At 30.9% G+C, this 15620-nt stretch carries 19 protein-coding genes; 13 read left to right on the top strand and 6 right to left on the bottom strand.

Going from position 1 to position 15620, the window contains the following annotated elements:
• Window positions 1–63: 63 nt before the first annotated feature.
• Genes O3801_RS04235 through O3801_RS04245 form a run of 3 tightly spaced genes read right to left on the bottom strand, consistent with a single transcriptional unit; the run spans window position 64 to window position 1119 of the window.
• A complete protein-coding gene (locus O3801_RS04235) occupies window positions 64–681 on the bottom strand; it encodes a DUF7489 domain-containing protein (protein WP_371454170.1) in 618 nt (205 codons plus the stop codon).
• Between the two features lie 20 nt (window positions 682–701).
• Entirely contained in the window at window positions 702–914 is a 213-nt protein-coding gene (locus tag O3801_RS04240; protein WP_371454171.1) for a hypothetical protein, read from the bottom strand.
• Between the two features lies 1 nt (window position 915).
• Window positions 916–1119, bottom strand: a complete 204-nt coding sequence (locus tag O3801_RS04245; RefSeq protein WP_371454172.1) for a hypothetical protein — start codon at window positions 1117–1119, stop codon at window positions 916–918.
• Window positions 1120–1306: 187 nt separating this feature from the next.
• On the opposite strand from O3801_RS04245, the gene O3801_RS04250 reads away from it, so the two are divergent.
• The 4 genes from O3801_RS04250 (at window position 1307) to mtrB (ending at window position 3623) form a co-directional block, all read left to right on the top strand.
• Window positions 1307–2317: an NAD(P)H-dependent glycerol-3-phosphate dehydrogenase gene (locus O3801_RS04250; RefSeq protein ID WP_371454173.1), complete on the top strand. Its 1011-nt coding sequence runs from the start codon at window positions 1307–1309 to the stop codon at window positions 2315–2317.
• 179 nt (window positions 2318–2496) lie between these two features.
• On the top strand, window positions 2497–2769 hold the full coding sequence (locus tag O3801_RS04255) for an HU family DNA-binding protein (protein ID WP_003144688.1): 273 nt from the start codon (window positions 2497–2499) through the stop codon (window positions 2767–2769).
• A 71-nt stretch (window positions 2770–2840) separates the two neighbouring features.
• Window positions 2841–3401, top strand: coding sequence for a GTP cyclohydrolase I FolE (folE, locus tag O3801_RS04260; RefSeq protein WP_060914163.1), 561 nt, complete (start codon window positions 2841–2843; stop codon window positions 3399–3401).
• Between the two features lie 18 nt (window positions 3402–3419).
• Window positions 3420–3623: a trp RNA-binding attenuation protein MtrB gene (mtrB, locus tag O3801_RS04265; protein ID WP_003146887.1), complete on the top strand. Its 204-nt coding sequence runs from the start codon at window positions 3420–3422 to the stop codon at window positions 3621–3623.
• 42 nt (window positions 3624–3665) lie between these two features.
• Here the strand turns inward: mtrB and O3801_RS04270 are convergent, their stop codons facing one another.
• On the bottom strand, window positions 3666–5027 hold the full coding sequence (locus O3801_RS04270) for an NAD(P)/FAD-dependent oxidoreductase (protein ID WP_371454174.1): 1362 nt from the start codon (window positions 5025–5027) through the stop codon (window positions 3666–3668).
• Window positions 5028–5352: 325 nt separating this feature from the next.
• Between O3801_RS04270 and O3801_RS04275 the strand changes: the two genes are divergently transcribed.
• The 3 genes from O3801_RS04275 (at window position 5353) to trxA (ending at window position 7630) form a co-directional block, all read left to right on the top strand.
• Window positions 5353–5628: a co-chaperone GroES gene (locus O3801_RS04275; RefSeq protein ID WP_314397292.1), complete on the top strand. Its 276-nt coding sequence runs from the start codon at window positions 5353–5355 to the stop codon at window positions 5626–5628.
• An 8-nt stretch (window positions 5629–5636) separates the two neighbouring features.
• A complete protein-coding gene (gene groL, locus O3801_RS04280; protein WP_371454175.1) occupies window positions 5637–7241 on the top strand; it encodes a chaperonin GroEL in 1605 nt (534 codons plus the stop codon).
• 83 nt (window positions 7242–7324) lie between these two features.
• Entirely contained in the window at window positions 7325–7630 is a 306-nt protein-coding gene (trxA, locus tag O3801_RS04285) for a thioredoxin (RefSeq protein WP_371454176.1), read from the top strand.
• A 99-nt stretch (window positions 7631–7729) separates the two neighbouring features.
• On the opposite strand, the gene glnA is transcribed toward trxA, so the two are convergent.
• The gene (glnA, locus tag O3801_RS04290) at window positions 7730–9067 is read right to left on the bottom strand and encodes a type I glutamate--ammonia ligase (RefSeq protein WP_371454177.1); all 1338 of its coding nucleotides are present in this window, start codon (window positions 9065–9067) and stop codon (window positions 7730–7732) included.
• Between the two features lie 45 nt (window positions 9068–9112).
• The gene (locus O3801_RS04295; RefSeq protein ID WP_060913692.1) at window positions 9113–9496 is read right to left on the bottom strand and encodes a MerR family transcriptional regulator; all 384 of its coding nucleotides are present in this window, start codon (window positions 9494–9496) and stop codon (window positions 9113–9115) included.
• Between the two features lie 230 nt (window positions 9497–9726).
• Here O3801_RS04295 and O3801_RS04300 point away from each other — a divergent pair, with 230 nt between their 5' ends.
• From O3801_RS04300 to O3801_RS04325, 6 genes are all read left to right on the top strand, one after another.
• Entirely contained in the window at window positions 9727–9909 is a 183-nt protein-coding gene (locus O3801_RS04300; protein WP_304094533.1) for a hypothetical protein, read from the top strand.
• Between the two features lie 35 nt (window positions 9910–9944).
• On the top strand, window positions 9945–11576 hold the full coding sequence (locus tag O3801_RS04305) for a putative polysaccharide biosynthesis protein (protein WP_371454178.1): 1632 nt from the start codon (window positions 9945–9947) through the stop codon (window positions 11574–11576).
• On the top strand, window positions 11576–12283 hold the full coding sequence (locus tag O3801_RS04310; RefSeq protein ID WP_371454179.1) for a pseudouridine synthase: 708 nt from the start codon (window positions 11576–11578) through the stop codon (window positions 12281–12283). The genes O3801_RS04305 and O3801_RS04310 overlap by 1 nt, the downstream gene beginning before the upstream one ends.
• A gap of 14 nt (window positions 12284–12297) precedes the next feature.
• On the top strand, window positions 12298–13698 hold the full coding sequence (gene pepV, locus O3801_RS04315) for a dipeptidase PepV (RefSeq protein WP_371454180.1): 1401 nt from the start codon (window positions 12298–12300) through the stop codon (window positions 13696–13698).
• 247 nt (window positions 13699–13945) lie between these two features.
• On the top strand, window positions 13946–14701 hold the full coding sequence (locus tag O3801_RS04320) for a phosphotransferase (RefSeq protein ID WP_371454181.1): 756 nt from the start codon (window positions 13946–13948) through the stop codon (window positions 14699–14701).
• Between the two features lie 140 nt (window positions 14702–14841).
• Window positions 14842–15609: a TIGR01457 family HAD-type hydrolase gene (locus O3801_RS04325; RefSeq protein ID WP_371454182.1), complete on the top strand. Its 768-nt coding sequence runs from the start codon at window positions 14842–14844 to the stop codon at window positions 15607–15609.
• Window positions 15610–15620 lie beyond the last annotated feature (11 nt).

The raw sequence follows: 15620 nt of genomic DNA on the forward strand, positions 1-15620 counted from the left end.
TTTTATCATAGTTTGGTAAAAAATGTCCAAGAGTAATGGAATACTCTTGGACAAGATTAGCTATTATTGGTTTTTAATTTCTAAGTTTCCGTTATCTAAAGAGATGTTATCTCCTTCTTTAACTTTTTCATATTGTTCTTTTGTAACGGTAACGTGTTTTGTTTCACCATCTTTAGTTTTAATTTCAAGCATATAAACTGGAACTTTTGAATCTTTTACGTTTTCCACTAATTCTTTTTGTTTATCACTAGCTTGGACATGATTGTGTGAAGTTGCAGAATTAAATAGAGTATACCATAAAAGAGCATTAGTTATTGTGCTACCTGAGAAGAAACCACTATTTCTATAGTTATTGTTTATATAATCTGTATATTGTCTTTTATATCCTTGATTATTGTAGCTATTATAGTCTTTATTGTATGAGCCACCCGAGTTCTTTGTGAAGTTTTTTGTAGTTCCTGTAGTAGGTTTACTGCTAGCAGTTGAACTAGTAGGTTTAGAACTTGACTTACTACTAGATGGTTTAGAAGAACTAGGCTTAGAACTTGATCTTGATGAACTTGGTCTTGCTGAAGAACCTTTTGCTTCTACTATATTTATACTTGATCCACTTAATGTAGAAAGAATAAGTGTCGAAGTAAGAAATAAGCTTGTTAGTTTTTTTATAGTATTCTTTTTCATATTATTATCCTTTCACAAAATTAATTATTTTCTGTAGAACGTTTAGCTACAACAGTTCCTTCAATTTTTTCTTGAGAAGATGAATCGCTTTTCACTATATTTTCTATATTAGTTTTATCATCCACTTGATCATCATTTGTAGATGAAGAAGAGTTATTGAAGTAATAGTATAGTCCTATACCAATTGCGGTAATTGATAATAAAGTAAGAAATATTTTTAAAAATCTAGCCATATTAGAATCCTCCTAATACGTATCCTTTCATATCTAATGCACGTTTTAATCTATCGTATTCAGAAGCTGGTACTTCTAGTTCGTCACCGTTTACTTGACTAATAGTTGCATATTCTGCGTCTAGTTCTTTCCAGATATCAACGATATTGTTTAAGTTAATTAATCCACGATTTCCATCGATTAAAGTAATTTCAAACCAATTCATAAAATTACCTCCTTTATTTATTCTGATTAAATTATAACATAATTTTCGAGAAAAGAATAGTATAGTAGGTATTATACTAGTTGGATTTTTGGTTAAGATAAAAGGATACTTATAAGTAAAATTAATGTATATTTTTAGAAAATTTGATATAATTAAGGTAACAATAAATTATAGTGAGGACAGAACAATGAAAATATCTGTGATAGGTTCAGGAAGTTGGGGAACTGCTTTATCTCAAGCAGTTGTAGATAATGGACATGAATTACGCTTATATTCAAGAAGTGAAAAATCAAGAGATGAAATAAATGAAAATCATACAAATAGTAGGTATTTAAAAAATGCTATTTTACCAAAAGAAGTCGTTGCTACTAGTAGTTTAAAAGAAGCAGTCGAATTTGCAGATGTAATTGTTATAGCAGTTCCTACAAAAGTGATGAGGGAAGTAGCAAAGGATATTAACGAATATTTAGAACGTCCTAAGTTTATTATCCATGTTTCTAAAGGTTTAGAGATGGAAACTAATAAGAGAATGTCAGAAGTTATATCTGATGAAATTGATAGTGATAAACTAAAAGGAGTAGGCGTATTAAGTGGTCCTTCTCATGCAGAAGAATTAATTTTAAGAAATCCTACAGTTGTTGCTATTGCATCTAAAAATGATGAATTAAACAAAATAGCTCAAGAGATATTCCACAATAAATATTTTAGAATATATGTTAATAAAGACATAATCGGTGTTGAAGTTGGTGGTGCACTTAAAAATATTATCGCTCTTGGATGTGGAATGATTGATGGAATGGCCTATGGTGATAATGCGAAAGCGGCTCTATTAACACGTGGGTTAATTGAAATAACACGATTAGGAAAAAAACTAGGGGCTGATGAAATGACGTTCTTAGGCCTAGGAGGAATAGGTGACTTAGTAGTAACATGTACATCTAAGCACTCAAGAAACTATAATTGTGGTTATTTAATAGGACAAGGATATTCATTAGAAGAAGCAATTGAAAAATTAGACATGGTAGCTGAAGGAGTACGAACTACAAAAGTTTGTTATTTCTTATCAAAAGAATACGATGTTTATATGCCGATAACTGAAAATATTTATAAGGTTCTTTATGAAGGATTAAGCATAAAAGACTGTGTTAATAACCTTATGAATAAAATGGCAGCAGAAGAATTAAACAAATTTGAGTAAAATAGGTCTATACATTATTGTATAAATAGAAAAAATCAAATGAATTGTTAAAAATATTGCAAAAATGCCTAAAAAACGCTAAAATTCGGTAATAAAACCTTGATTATTAGCGATTTATATGGTAATATTTAATAAGTGAAACGGGAGAACCGTTACTCAATAATGGAGGTAAAGAATTAATGAACAAATCAGAATTAATTTCAAAAGTTGCTGAGAAATCAGGACTACAAAAAAAACAAGCAACTGCAGCTATCGAAGCATTCGTAGAAACAGTTGAAGAAACTTTAGCTAAAGGTGAAAAAATCCAAATTATCGGATTTGGTAACTTTGAAGTAAGAGAAAGAGCTGCTCGTAAAGGACGCAACCCTCAAACTAACGAAGTTATTGAAATCGCTGCAAGCAAAGTTCCTGCTTTCAAAGCTGGTAAAGCTCTTAAAGACGCAGTTAAATAATAACAATTTAATTCAAAAAAGAGGAGTTACTACTTAGTAGCTCTTTTTTTTATAAAGAATGGAGGATAGTTTTGAAAAATAAAGAACAATCACAAGAACTTATAAAAACATTATTAGAAAACATTGGAGAAGATACTTCAAGAGCTGGATTACTTGATACACCAAAAAGATGTGTAAAAATGTATGAAGAGTTATTATCTAAAACAAATGTAGATCCGAAAGAGGAAATCAATACATTTTTTGAGTCAGATAATGATGAACCTATTTTAGTGAAGGATATTCAGTTCTATTCACTATGTGAACACCATATGTTACCTTTTTATGGTGTTTGTCATATAGCATATGTACCAAATAATAAGAAAATTACAGGACTTAGTAAATTAGCTCGACTAGTTGAAAGTGCTAGCCGTAGACTTCAAATTCAAGAAGATATGACACTTATGTTAGTGAATGCAATTGAAGAACAATTACAACCAAAAGGTGTATATGTAATTATAGAAGCTGAACACATGTGTATGGCTATGCGTGGAATTAAGAAAATTGGTTCTAAAACAGTGACAAGTAAGAAAACTGGTATTTTCTTAGAAGATACAGAATTAGTTAAGGACATTCAATATAAAATTAAGTTATAGTATTAACAGGAGTAGATTATGAAAGAAAGTAGCTATATTATTATTAGAGCTGAAGTCGATAATGTAAAAGTAATTACAAAAAAGACGAATAATGAAGAAGCCCTTGAAATATTAAATAAGGGAGAAGTAATAATTCTAAATATTTTTGATAATATCGTAAACTTTAAAGTACAGGGAAGAGCGAGAATAGTATCGAATTTAGATCAAGTGATTTCAGAATAAAAAAGTTCGCAGAAAAATTTCTGCGAACTTTTTATCATTTTACTAGAATAGTAATTTATCTGCTCCACCTAGTTTGTAGTCTAGGGCTGCCATAGCTAGTACGTTAATGAAGTGCCATGGACGGTCGAATTCTGGTTGGAAGAATATATCAGCAAGTGCTAATTGTTCTAATGTCCACTCTGATGCGATAGCTATAGATAAAGCTGCGATAGCGCTAGATACGTCATGTTTAGACATAAATTGAGCTCCTAGAACTCTGTGAGTATCTTCGTCGAAGTAGATTTTCATGTGAACTAGATTGTTTTCTTTTCTCATGAAATCTGGGTAAATTCTTTCTTCTACATATTTAGAAGCTACTTTACCATCATATAGACCTACACCGTTTTGAGATAATCCAGTACTTACGAATTTGTAATCAAAGAATGATAATGCTGAAGTACCGTTTACTGCAGGCATTTTAGTTTTAGTACCCATAGCGTTTAATGCAGCAACTACACCTTGACGGCGAGCTAGAGTAGCAAGAGCTATTGGTAATTCTCCGCGAGTTGGAGCGTATGGAAGTAGAGTAGAGTCTCCTCCAGCATATACATCTTTAGCAGATGTTTCTAAGTATTCGTTAGTAACAACAAAACCACGTTCTGTCATTTCTAATTCTCCATTTAACCATGAAGCATCTGGACGAACACCAACAGAAACAATAACAGTATCTGCTTCGTATTCACCTTTGTCTGTTACTACAGCTGTAACTTTTCCGTTTTCACCTTTGAATGAAAGAACTTTTTCTCCACCACGAACTTTAAGATTATGTTTAGCACCTTCTTCAGTAAGGATATCAGTAAGTTCTTGGTCTAGGTAAGTATTTAAGATTCTTGGCGCAAAGTCAACAACAGTTACGTCGATACCGTGTTTTGCATAAGATTCTGCTACTTCAAGCCCGATGTATCCACCACCAACAACTACTGCTTTTTTACTGTTTTGCATACAATCGTATACAGCTTGAGTATCTTCTGGTCCACGGAAAGTGTGGATGTTTTCTAATTCAATTCCTTCGAATGGAGGTTTAATTGCCGCTCCACCAGGACTTAATAATAATTTATCGTAAGATTGTTTTTCTTCACCAGCTGGTGTTTTAACAACAACATATTTTTCTTTTGAATTTAATCCTACAACATCGCTGTTACAGTGGATGTTAATACCTTGAGAACGGTAAGACTCCTCTGTTGCAAAGTGTAGTTCAGATAACGCTTTAGATGTCCCATCTAAATAAGATTGGCTACCTCAACCCATGAATGAAGCCCCAGCGCCTCTTTCATATAAGTGAATTTCAGCATTAGGCTCGTTTTTTAAAATAGTTTGAACAGCTTCGTAACCGAAGTGAGATGTTCCAACAACTACATATTTCATTTGTTTTCCTCCTAATAAAAATTTTAATTTTTGAATTCTCTCCGTATAATTAATATTATATGATTATACAAATAGAATTATAACATATATTGCTATAATATAAAAATAATATGCATCATAAAAACTATAAACATGGCTTTGTTATCGCTTTATTTTTGTATTATTATACATTTAACTATATAGATTTATGTCATATATTTAACATGTTGAATACTATTGATCGTTTAATTTATGAGCAAATAATTATTTTGATTTGACTTTTTTTGACTTTTGTTTTATTATATATTTCAGTAGATAAAGAAAAAATTTTTAAGAGGTTATTAATATGATCAAACCATTATTTGATAATGTATTATTAAAAAAAGTAGAGGAAGAAAAAGCAACAACTAGTGGAATAGTTTTAGCTTCAAAAGAAGAAACTTCAAATATTGCGATTGTAGTTGCTTTAGGAGAAAGTTGTTTATTATCAAAAGATAATGATGGAGAACTGACTGCAGGAAGTAAAGTAGTATTTTCAGATAATTATAAAAAGGTGAATTTTAAAAATGAAGAATACTATTTAGTAAATGAAGAAGAAGTTCTAGCTGTTATTGAAGATTAGGAGGAAACATGGTTAAAGAATTAAAATTTTCAGAAGATGCTCGCCAATCAATGAAAGTTGGTGTGGATAAATTGGCAAATGCTGTTAAAATTACATTAGGACCAAAAGGAAGAAACGTAGTTTTAGATAGAAAATTTGGTTCTCCACTAATTACAAATGATGGAGTATCAATTGCTAAAGAAATAGAATTAGAAGATCCATATGAAAACATGGGAGCAAAGTTAGTAGCTGAAGTTGCTAATAAAACAAACGAAATCGCAGGTGATGGAACTACAACTGCAACTATTCTTGCGCAAGCTATGATAACTGAAGGATTAAAAAATGTTACAAGTGGTGCTAATCCAATCGGTATAAGAAAAGGTATGGAAAGAGCGGTAAAAGTAGCAGTTGAACGCCTTCGTGAAATTAGCGTAACAGTAGATTCTAAAGATAAAATAGCTCAAGTAGGTGCTATTTCTGCAGCTGATGAAGAGATTGGAAAATTCATTTCAGAAGCTATGGATAAAGTCGGAAATGATGGTGTAATAACTATTGAAGAATCACAAGCGCTTGATACAACTTTAGAAGTAGTAGAAGGGATGCAATTTGATAGAGGATATTTATCACCATATATGGTAAGTGATACAGAAAAAATGATTGCTGATTTAGATAATCCATATGTTCTTGTTACTGATAAAAAAATCAGTGCTGTCCAAGAAATCTTACCAGTATTAGAAGAAGTAGTTGCAGCAGCTAAGCCTTTATTAATTATAGCTGATGATGTTGAACAAGAAGCTGTTGCGACACTTGTTGTTAATAAACTTCGTGGTACATTTAATGTTGTAGCTGTAAAAGCACCAGGATTTGGAGAAAGAAGAAAAGCTATTTTAGAAGATATTGCTATATTAACTGGTGGAACATTAATTACTGATGATTTAGGTTTAGAATTAAAAGATGCTAACATAACAATGCTTGGAAAAGCTGCTAAAGTAAATGTTACTAAAGACAATACTGTTATTGTTGGTGGTAAAGGTGATAGAGAAAAGATTGATAGCAGAACACAACAAATTAAAGCATTATATGCAGAATCAAGTTCTGAATTCGACCGTGAGAAATTACAAGAAAGATTGGCTAAGTTATCAGGTGGAGTAGCTGTAATTAAAGTCGGAGCAGCAACAGAGACTGAATTAAAAGAAAGAAAACTTAGAATAGAGGATGCTTTAAATTCAACTAGAGCTGCTGTGGAAGAAGGTATTGTTCCTGGTGGAGGAACAGCGCTGGTTCAAGTAATTTCTGAAGTTGAAAAATTAGAAGCAACAGGTGATGAACAAACGGGGATTAATATTATTAAAAAAGCTCTAGAAGCACCAGTTCGTCAAATAGCTGAAAATGCTGGATTAGAAAGTAGTGTTATCGTAGCTAAACTTAAAGAGGTTGAAGTAGGGTATGGATTCAATGCAGCTACTGAAGAGTGGGTTGATATGATAAAAGCTGGAATAGTTGATCCAACGAAAGTTACGCGTTCGGCATTACAAAATGCTGCGAGTGTATCAAGTTTATTCTTATCAACTGAAGCAGTAGTTGCAGATGTTTCTAAAGATGAACCAATGCAACCACAAATGCCAATGATGTAAAACTAATAGCTAAAACAAATAATTTGAATAATTGGCTATCATATTATAAAATAAATTCATAAGTATTAAAGGAGACAGAAACAATGAGAGAAATCACAGATAAAGAATTTTTTGAATTATCAAAAACTGATAGTGTAAAAGTATTTGACTTTTGGGCACCATGGTGTGGACCATGTAAAATGTTAGCACCAGTATTAGAAGAAGTTGCTAGCGAATTTACTAACATTGAATTCTACAAAGTCAATGTAGATGAAAACCAAGAAGCTGCTGGTGAATTTGGAATTATGTCAATTCCTACACTATTAATCATGAAAAATGGTGAAGTACTAGAAGAAAAAACTGGATACCAACCAAAAGAAGCATTAGTAGAATTACTATCTAAATTCTAATAAAAAATTAAGCTACGGAATTAATTTTTCGTAGCTTTTTTAATAGAGAAAATAAACAAGGAATAGCTTGTAATTAAGCCATTCCTTGTTTTTATTTGATTAATAATTTTTTAAATATTGATCGATTTCCCAGTCTGTAACTTGAGTTCTAAATGAATCCCATTCGATTGATTTTGCTTCTATAAAGTTATAGAAAATGTGATCGCCTAATGCTTCTTTCATAATAGGAGACGCTGCTAATTCTTTAAGTGCAGTGTATAGAGTTGATGGTAATTCATCGATACCATTTGCGATTCTTTCTTCGCGAGTCATAACATAAATATTACTTCTAACTTCAGCAGCTGGAACTAGTTTATTTTCAATTCCGTCTAAACCTGCTGCTAATATTGTTGTCATTGCTAAGTATGGATTTGCAGCTGGGTCTACTGATCTAACTTCTACACGTGTAGACTTACCACGTGCAGCAGGAATACGAACAAGAGGTGAACGGTTTGAAGTTGACCATGCAACATAACAAGGTGCTTCATAACCAGGAACTAGACGTTTGTATGAGTTTACGGTTGGATTACAAACGGCTGTGAAACTACGAGCGTGTTTAAGAACTCCTGCGATGAAGTGTGATGCTACTTCACTTAATCCATTTTCGCTGTTTTCATCATAAAAACTGTTTTCACCGTTACTGAACATAGAAACGTTGCAGTGCATTCCAGATCCATTGATACCAAAAATTGGTTTTGGCATGAATGTCGCATGTAAACCATGTTTTCTAGCAATAGTTTTTACAATTAATTTAAATGTTTGAATATTGTCGCAAGCAGAAATTACATCGTCGTATTTGAAGTCAATTTCGTGTTGACCTGGAGCAACTTCGTGGTGACTTGCTTCAATATCAAATCCTAGGCGTTCAAGTTCAAGAACGATGTCACGGCGTACGTTTTCTCCTAAATCAACAGGTGCAAGATCGAAATAACCACCATTATCGTTTAATTCTAAACTTGGTTCACCATTTTCTTTAAGTCTGAATAAGAAGAATTCTGGTTCAGGTCCAAGGTTTAATGTATCGAATCCTAATTTTTTCATTCTTTCAAGTGTTCTTTTTAAATTACCACGAGGGTCACCAGCAAAAGGTTTTCCATCTACAGTATAAACGTCACAGATGAAACGTGCTACTTTACCGTATTCGCTATCCCAAGAAAATACTAAGAATGTGTTTAAATCAGGGTAAAGATACATATCACTTTCTTCAATTCGTACAAAACCTTCAATTGATGAACCGTCAAACATCATTTTATTATCTAATACTTTTTCAATTTGACTAACGGGTACTTCTACATTTTTGATTGTACCAGTAATGTCGGTAAATTGTAATCGAATATACTTAACGTTTTCATCTTCAATTCTTTTAATTATTTCTTCTCTAGTAATAGTCTTAGCCATGTTGTCTCCTTATTTTGTAGAAAATTATTGTAAAAAAATCTAACACTAAAATTTATTCTTTTTGTTGTTATAAAATCTAGATAAATCACCACGTCCAATTGAGCGTTCTCTAGGTAAACCATTTGGTCCTGCGAATATATCGTTATGGATAATCTGTCTAATTTGAGTTGTTTCAGCAGGCACTTCTTTTTCGTTAATAATTTCATCAATAGCTTTTAGACTAAAGCCTTTTGTAAGTAGGTCTTTAATAGTTAATAATTTATCGATATCATTAAAAGAAAAAAGCCTAGTATTACCTTCAGTACGTTTTGGAGTGAAGAGTTTTTTTTCTTCATAGTATCTTATTTGTCTTGCAGTAAGTTGAGTAATTTTTGTTACTACACTTATGGAAAAAACTGGAAGATTTTTTTGTAGTTCTTTAAACCCCATAATAGTACCTCTCTAATAAGATTTTGTGAAATAAATATTTTATATCTATATAGTATAATAACAAAAAAAGTAAGTAAAATAAAGTGTATGTTAGAAAATCTTACAATTAATAACTGTGTAAACATAATAAGTATTTTATAGTTATTTTTTATATTTATAGAATAAAGTATGTTTAAAATTTTTGAAAATCATGATAAAATAAAGTTATATAAAAAAGAAAGGATGATAGTATGGCGATATTTTTATCTGTTGTAGTTTTTATTATAACATTTGTATTACTATTAGGTTCTTATATAGTCTTAGTAGCAAATAAAAAAATAAAAAAAAGACGTATGGATAAAGTATTGAAATTGGTAGCTGCATACAGTCTAGTTGCTGCATTAGTGTACTGCTATCAGTATTTATACTTATAAAAAATATATATTAACAATTAAATATTAGTTTGGATGTGAAAATTTTGAAAAAAGATTCCTTGTTTAAAGGGACTGCGATACTTAGTTTAAGTTTAATCTTAACAAAGATTTTAGGAGCGGTGTATCTAATTCCTTTTTATCAGATAATTGGTGGAGAGGAACAAATGGCTTTATTCAACTATGGATATAGTTATTATGCAACTATACTAGAGATTTCTGGTGCAGGAATACCACTAGCAATAGCGAAATTAGTAGCTAAATACAATGCGTTAGGTGCATATAGTGTTAGTAGAAGAATTTATAAGCTAGGGTCTTGGTTATTGGTAGTAATGGGAATTGTAGGTTTTTGTATATTATTTTTTGGTTCTGGATATATATCAGATCAAATTTTGATAAGTAATCAACAAAAATTTACTCCTCAAGATGGGGCATTAGTTCTAAAAAGCTTGAGTTTTGGTATTCCGCTAGTTTTAGTATCATCAGGAATTAGAGGATTATTCCAAGGACATGAAATTATGCTACCTTCGGCTTTAAGTCAATTTATTGAACAAGTGGCACGTATTGCTTTTATGCTAGGAGCAACATACTTCATTATGAGAATTTTAGGATATGGAGTAGTTGAAGGAAATGTTAGTGCAACATTTGCAGCAGCGGTAGGAGCTGTTTTTTCTTTAATTACACTTTTCTTTTTTTATTCTAAAAATAGAAAAAATCTGGATTTTAATATAGAAGAAGATGAAGTACAATTGGATGTTTCAAACACTGCATTAGTAAAAGAATTCTTTTCAGTTTCAATTCCATTTATTTTCATTGTAGGATTATTCCCAATTCTAAATATTATTGATCAACATAATTTCATTCATGGAATGACGAAAATAGGTAAAGCAGATATTGTAGATGGAAGGTTCTCAGCATTGCAACTAGTTAATAAAGTAGTTATGATTGCTGTGGCAATTGCCCCGGCATTTTCTAGTACATTTTTACCTTCGATTACTAGATTATTTGCACAAGGTGATAGAATTACTGTTAGTAGTCAAATTAATAAAGTTATTTTATCTCTAATGATGATCGTGCTACCAGCATTGGTAGGTATGTATGTATTAGCCGATCCAATATATTCTGCTTTTTATAGTAGAAGTTTAGAGAATGCAGATTTACTGAGATTTTATTTACCACTAGCTGTACTTTATTCGATTTATAGTTTAACTAGTATAATAATGCAAGCTGTTAATAAGCAATTGTTAAACCTAGTTGCTATTGTTGTAGGACTAATTGTTAAGTATTTAACGATTACTCCATTTGTAATGAATTTCGAGACAAATGGTGTAATTCTATCTTCAATTACAACTTATCTTGTGATGATACTAATTAACTTAGTTATTATTAATACAGAAGTTAGACTTAGAATATTTGAATTTGTTTCTAGATTTTCAATAATATTAAGTAGTTGTTTCATTATGTTTATTACTGTTGCAGCAATATATGAGTCAATACTTACAAACTTTGTAATTGAATCAAAAATTTCAAGTATGATATTAATTATGATTTGTGCAGTTTTTGGTATTCTTATATATTTCTTCAGCATTACAATGATGAAATTTGATGAATATTTATTTGGAAGAAAAATTAGACTTTCATCTTTGAAAAATCTAAGGAGAAGAGTATAGTGAGACTAGATAAATTTATTAGTACGACTACAACTTTAAGTAGAGCAGAAGCAAAAAAAATTATAAAAAAAGGAATATTAATTAATGATATTTTGATAAAGAGTCCTGATTATAAGGTTGATGAATTCAATGATCAGGTAATTGTAAATGGTAATAGGCTAGTGTATCAAAAATATGTTTATATAATGATGAATAAGCCTAAAGATACGGTTTCTGCAACGGAAGATGCGATTGAAAGAACTGTTGTAGATATATTAAGAGATGAAGACCGTATTCATAAAGTTTTTCCTGTAGGTAGACTTGATAAAGATACTGAAGGACTAATGTTACTTACAAACGATGGTGAATTAGCTCATAAACTCATCTCCCCTAAGAAAGATGTAGAGAAAAAATACTATGTCGAGGTTAGTGGAGAACTAAAGAATGAACATCTCGAAATTGTAAAAGAGGGTGTAACTTTAGAAGATGGGTATAAGTGTAAGCCTGCTCGTTTAGAAATATTAGATACTAGTGAAGGAAATAGTAAAGCAAATATATTCATTACCGAGGGGAAATTTCATCAAGTTAAAAGAATGATGAAGTCCCTTGGAACAACAGTAACATATTTAAAAAGATTGTCTATAGGGAGTTTGAAATTAGATGAGAATCTAAAATTAGGCGAGTATAGATATTTAACAGATGATGAATTAAATAAATTAACTAAATAACGGAGGGAAATATAATGACTATTGATTTTAAACAAGAGGTTCTAAATCATAAAGAGGACCTACTTAAAGATTTATTTGACTTATTAAGTGTACGTTCAATTTTAGGAACAGATATAACTGAGGAAACCCCATTTGGAAGTGGACCAAGAGAAGCATTGGATTTAATTTTATCTTTTGGTAAGCGTGATGGTTACAAAACTAAATTAGTAGAAAATAAAGCAGGACACATTGAAGTGGGAGAAGGAGAAGAATTATTTGGTATCCTTGGACACGTCGACGTTGTACCAGTAGTAGAAGCTGACTGGACTAGTCATCCATTTAAACCAGAAATAAGAGATGGTAAGATATTTGCTCGTGGATCATTAGATGATAAAGGGCCTACAATGGCAGCTTACTATGCTGTTAAACTTTTAGATAAACTAGGTGTAAAATGGAATAAACGAGTAAGGGTGATTGTTGGAAGTGATGAAGAAACTGGATTTAGATGTGTTGAAGCGTACTTTAAACACGAAGAACAACCAGCTTCTGGATTTACGCCAGATGCAATGTTCCCATTAGTGTATGCTGAAAAAGCAAGAGCAACTTTCGATCACAAACTGAAATTTGTTAGTGAAGATGGAGAGTATAATTATAAACTTGTTAAATTTAATGGTGGTCAAGTTTTAAATATGGTTATTGCTAGTGCAAAAGCTGAATTAGAAGGTGAAGTAGCAGATATTAAAGAAAAATTTGAAAAATTCTTAAAACAAGAAAAACTTGAAGGTGAAGTTGAGGTAGAAAATACAATTAAGCTTACACTTAAAGGAAAAGCTGCTCATGGTTCAACACCACAATATGGTATTAATGGTGCAACAAAATTAGCAGAATTTTTAAGTACGTTAGGATTAGATAATAATGGTAAAAACTTTGTAAATTATATAGTGGAAAAACTTGCCAATGATCCATTTGGTGAAAAATTAGGAATTAATTACGCTGATGATGAAATGGGAGAAGCTACATATAACTATGGAATTCTAGAGTATGATTTAGAAAGAAAAATTGGGGTAGTTTCAACAGACTGTCGTCATCCTAAGAAATTTGATTTAGTTGATAGATTGAATGGGATTAACGTAGATAACATAGATATTGAAGTAACAAGTACTAAAGAAGCTCACTATGTACCAAAAGATGATGAATTAGTTACAACATTAATGGATGTGTATAGAAAACATACAGGTGATACTAAAAATGATGCATTCGTATTAGGTGGAGGAACATATGCACGTTGCCTTAAAAAAGGTGTTGCATTTGGATTACTTTTCCCAGGTAAGGAAGATACAATGCACCAAGCAAATGAATATTTAGAAGTAGAAGATTTATTATTAGCTACTGCAATTTATGCAGAAGGAATTTACAAACTTTGTTGTGAACAATAAATTTTATAAAAATATTTATTTCATATAATGTTTATTTTGTAAAAAATAAGATAATAAGCAATCTCAAAGATATTAATCTTAATTTTTGTATATATAAATTATAATATCTTTGAGATTTTTAATTTTAGTTAAAAAATAGCATCTTGAAAAAAATGATTAAAGAATGTAAAATATATAGTGCATTATAATTTTTAAAAAGAGATTGAAGAAAGGAGCAGTATAAAATATGTCTAAAGAATATTATCAGATGGGCTGGACTTTAGATGATACATATAACGAAGATTATTTTTGTTCGAGAGATAATCAACGTTACTTTATTAAAAAAAATACTACTCCGATGATAGCAACTCTTTCTGCAGAAGGTATTGTACCTAGATTAAGATGGACTAAGCGTATTAGTAATGGAGATGTATTAATCGCGCAAGATTTTGAAAATGGTAGAACGTTAAATACGGAAGATATGACGGATAAACGTATACCTGAAATTTTGAAAAAAGTGCACGGATCATCAAAACTAAAAAAAATTATGAAGGCTCAAGGTTATGCTGAAGAAACAGCAGCTAGATCACTTTGTAATTTAAAATCGATCATTGCCGATGATCTTAGAAAAAATAGTAATATTGTCGATGCATTAAATTATTTAGAGAAGTGTTTGCCAGATGATGACGTAGAATATACACCTTGTCACACCGATTTACATAAAGATAACTGGTTACTTTCAGATCAAGGTAAGTTATTTTTAGTAGACTGGGAACACTCTATACTTTGTGATCCTGCTATTGATATTTCATTTGTATTATATCGATACATTCCACAAAGCGAATGGAATGAATGGCTAAAAATTTATGGACAAGAGCCGACAATAAAATATAGAAATAGACTAAAATGGTATATAACTTTACAATCTGTCATAATGATAGTTTGGTATCATGAGAAGAAACAATTATCAGAAATGAACTCGTGGCTAGTCTTTTTAAATAGTATTTTTAACGATTTTATATAAGCATTAAGTAGGAAAATCCTAATTAATGCTTTTATTTTTTTTATAATCGGTGTAAAATAGAAATAGTTGCGTAATTTATTCTTATAGAAGAAACTTATATTTGAATATATTATGATAAATGAAATTAATGGAGAAATGGAATGAGTATAAAACAATATAAATTATATCTAATAGACCTAGATGGTACTATTTATAATGGTGATAAAAAGATAAAATATGCAAAGGAGTTTGTTGATTATCTAAATACAAATAACATAGACTATTTATTTTTAACTAATAATTCAACTAGACAACCTAAAGAAGTAGCCGAACACTTAAAGAATTTCGATATAGATACATCAGAAGAACACGTATTTACATCAAGTGATGCTACTAAAATTTATCTTGAAGGTAAAGGATATAAAAATTTATATGTAATCGGTGAAGCGGGACTTAAGAATACTTTAAATTCATTCACTCAAAGAGAAAATGAGGAAGGTGTTGATGCAGTTGTAGTTGGTCTTGATAGACAACTTACTTATGATAAACTTGCAACTGCGGCTAAAGCTGTATTAAACGGTGCAGAACTGATTGGTACTAATCTAGACACATTGTTACCAACAGCAAATGGCTTTGTACCAAGTAATGGGGGGCAAGTTAAGTATCTAGAGTATGCAACTTCGACGCCGGCTACATTTATAGGTAAGCCTAGTAAAATTATTATGGAATGTGCTATGAATTTATTTAGTTATAGCAAAGATGAAATTGTTATGGTTGGAGACAACTATGATACAGATATTATGTCTGGTATTAATGGCGGTATAGATACAATTCACGTTCAAACAGGTGTCACAAGTTTAGAAGATTTAGAAACTAAAGAACATAAACCAACTTATTCTATTAAAAACTTATTCGAGCTAGTTAAATAAAAGGAGAAATC

The sequence above is a fragment of the Gemella sp. 27098_8_149 genome (assembly GCF_041433745.1).
Classification (GTDB): Bacteria; Bacillota; Bacilli; order Staphylococcales; family Gemellaceae; genus Gemella.

Coding starts and splice junctions, on each gene's coding strand:
- O3801_RS04235 (WP_371454170.1), bottom strand. CDS start 681: ATGAAAAAGAATACTATAAAAAAACTAACAAGCTTATTTCTTACTTCG.
- O3801_RS04240 (WP_371454171.1), bottom strand. CDS start 914: ATGGCTAGATTTTTAAAAATATTTCTTACTTTATTATCAATTACCGCA.
- O3801_RS04245 (WP_371454172.1), bottom strand. CDS start 1,119: ATGAATTGGTTTGAAATTACTTTAATCGATGGAAATCGTGGATTAATT.
- O3801_RS04250 (WP_371454173.1), top strand. CDS start 1,307: ATGAAAATATCTGTGATAGGTTCAGGAAGTTGGGGAACTGCTTTATCT.
- O3801_RS04255 (WP_003144688.1), top strand. CDS start 2,497: ATGAACAAATCAGAATTAATTTCAAAAGTTGCTGAGAAATCAGGACTA.
- mtrB (WP_003146887.1), top strand. CDS start 3,420: ATGAAAGAAAGTAGCTATATTATTATTAGAGCTGAAGTCGATAATGTA.
- O3801_RS04275 (WP_314397292.1), top strand. CDS start 5,353: ATGATCAAACCATTATTTGATAATGTATTATTAAAAAAAGTAGAGGAA.
- groL (WP_371454175.1), top strand. CDS start 5,637: ATGGTTAAAGAATTAAAATTTTCAGAAGATGCTCGCCAATCAATGAAA.
- trxA (WP_371454176.1), top strand. CDS start 7,325: ATGAGAGAAATCACAGATAAAGAATTTTTTGAATTATCAAAAACTGAT.
- glnA (WP_371454177.1), bottom strand. CDS start 9,067: ATGGCTAAGACTATTACTAGAGAAGAAATAATTAAAAGAATTGAAGAT.
- O3801_RS04295 (WP_060913692.1), bottom strand. CDS start 9,496: ATGGGGTTTAAAGAACTACAAAAAAATCTTCCAGTTTTTTCCATAAGT.
- O3801_RS04300 (WP_304094533.1), top strand. CDS start 9,727: ATGGCGATATTTTTATCTGTTGTAGTTTTTATTATAACATTTGTATTA.
- pepV (WP_371454180.1), top strand. CDS start 12,298: ATGACTATTGATTTTAAACAAGAGGTTCTAAATCATAAAGAGGACCTA.
- O3801_RS04320 (WP_371454181.1), top strand. CDS start 13,946: ATGGGCTGGACTTTAGATGATACATATAACGAAGATTATTTTTGTTCG.
- O3801_RS04325 (WP_371454182.1), top strand. CDS start 14,842: ATGAGTATAAAACAATATAAATTATATCTAATAGACCTAGATGGTACT.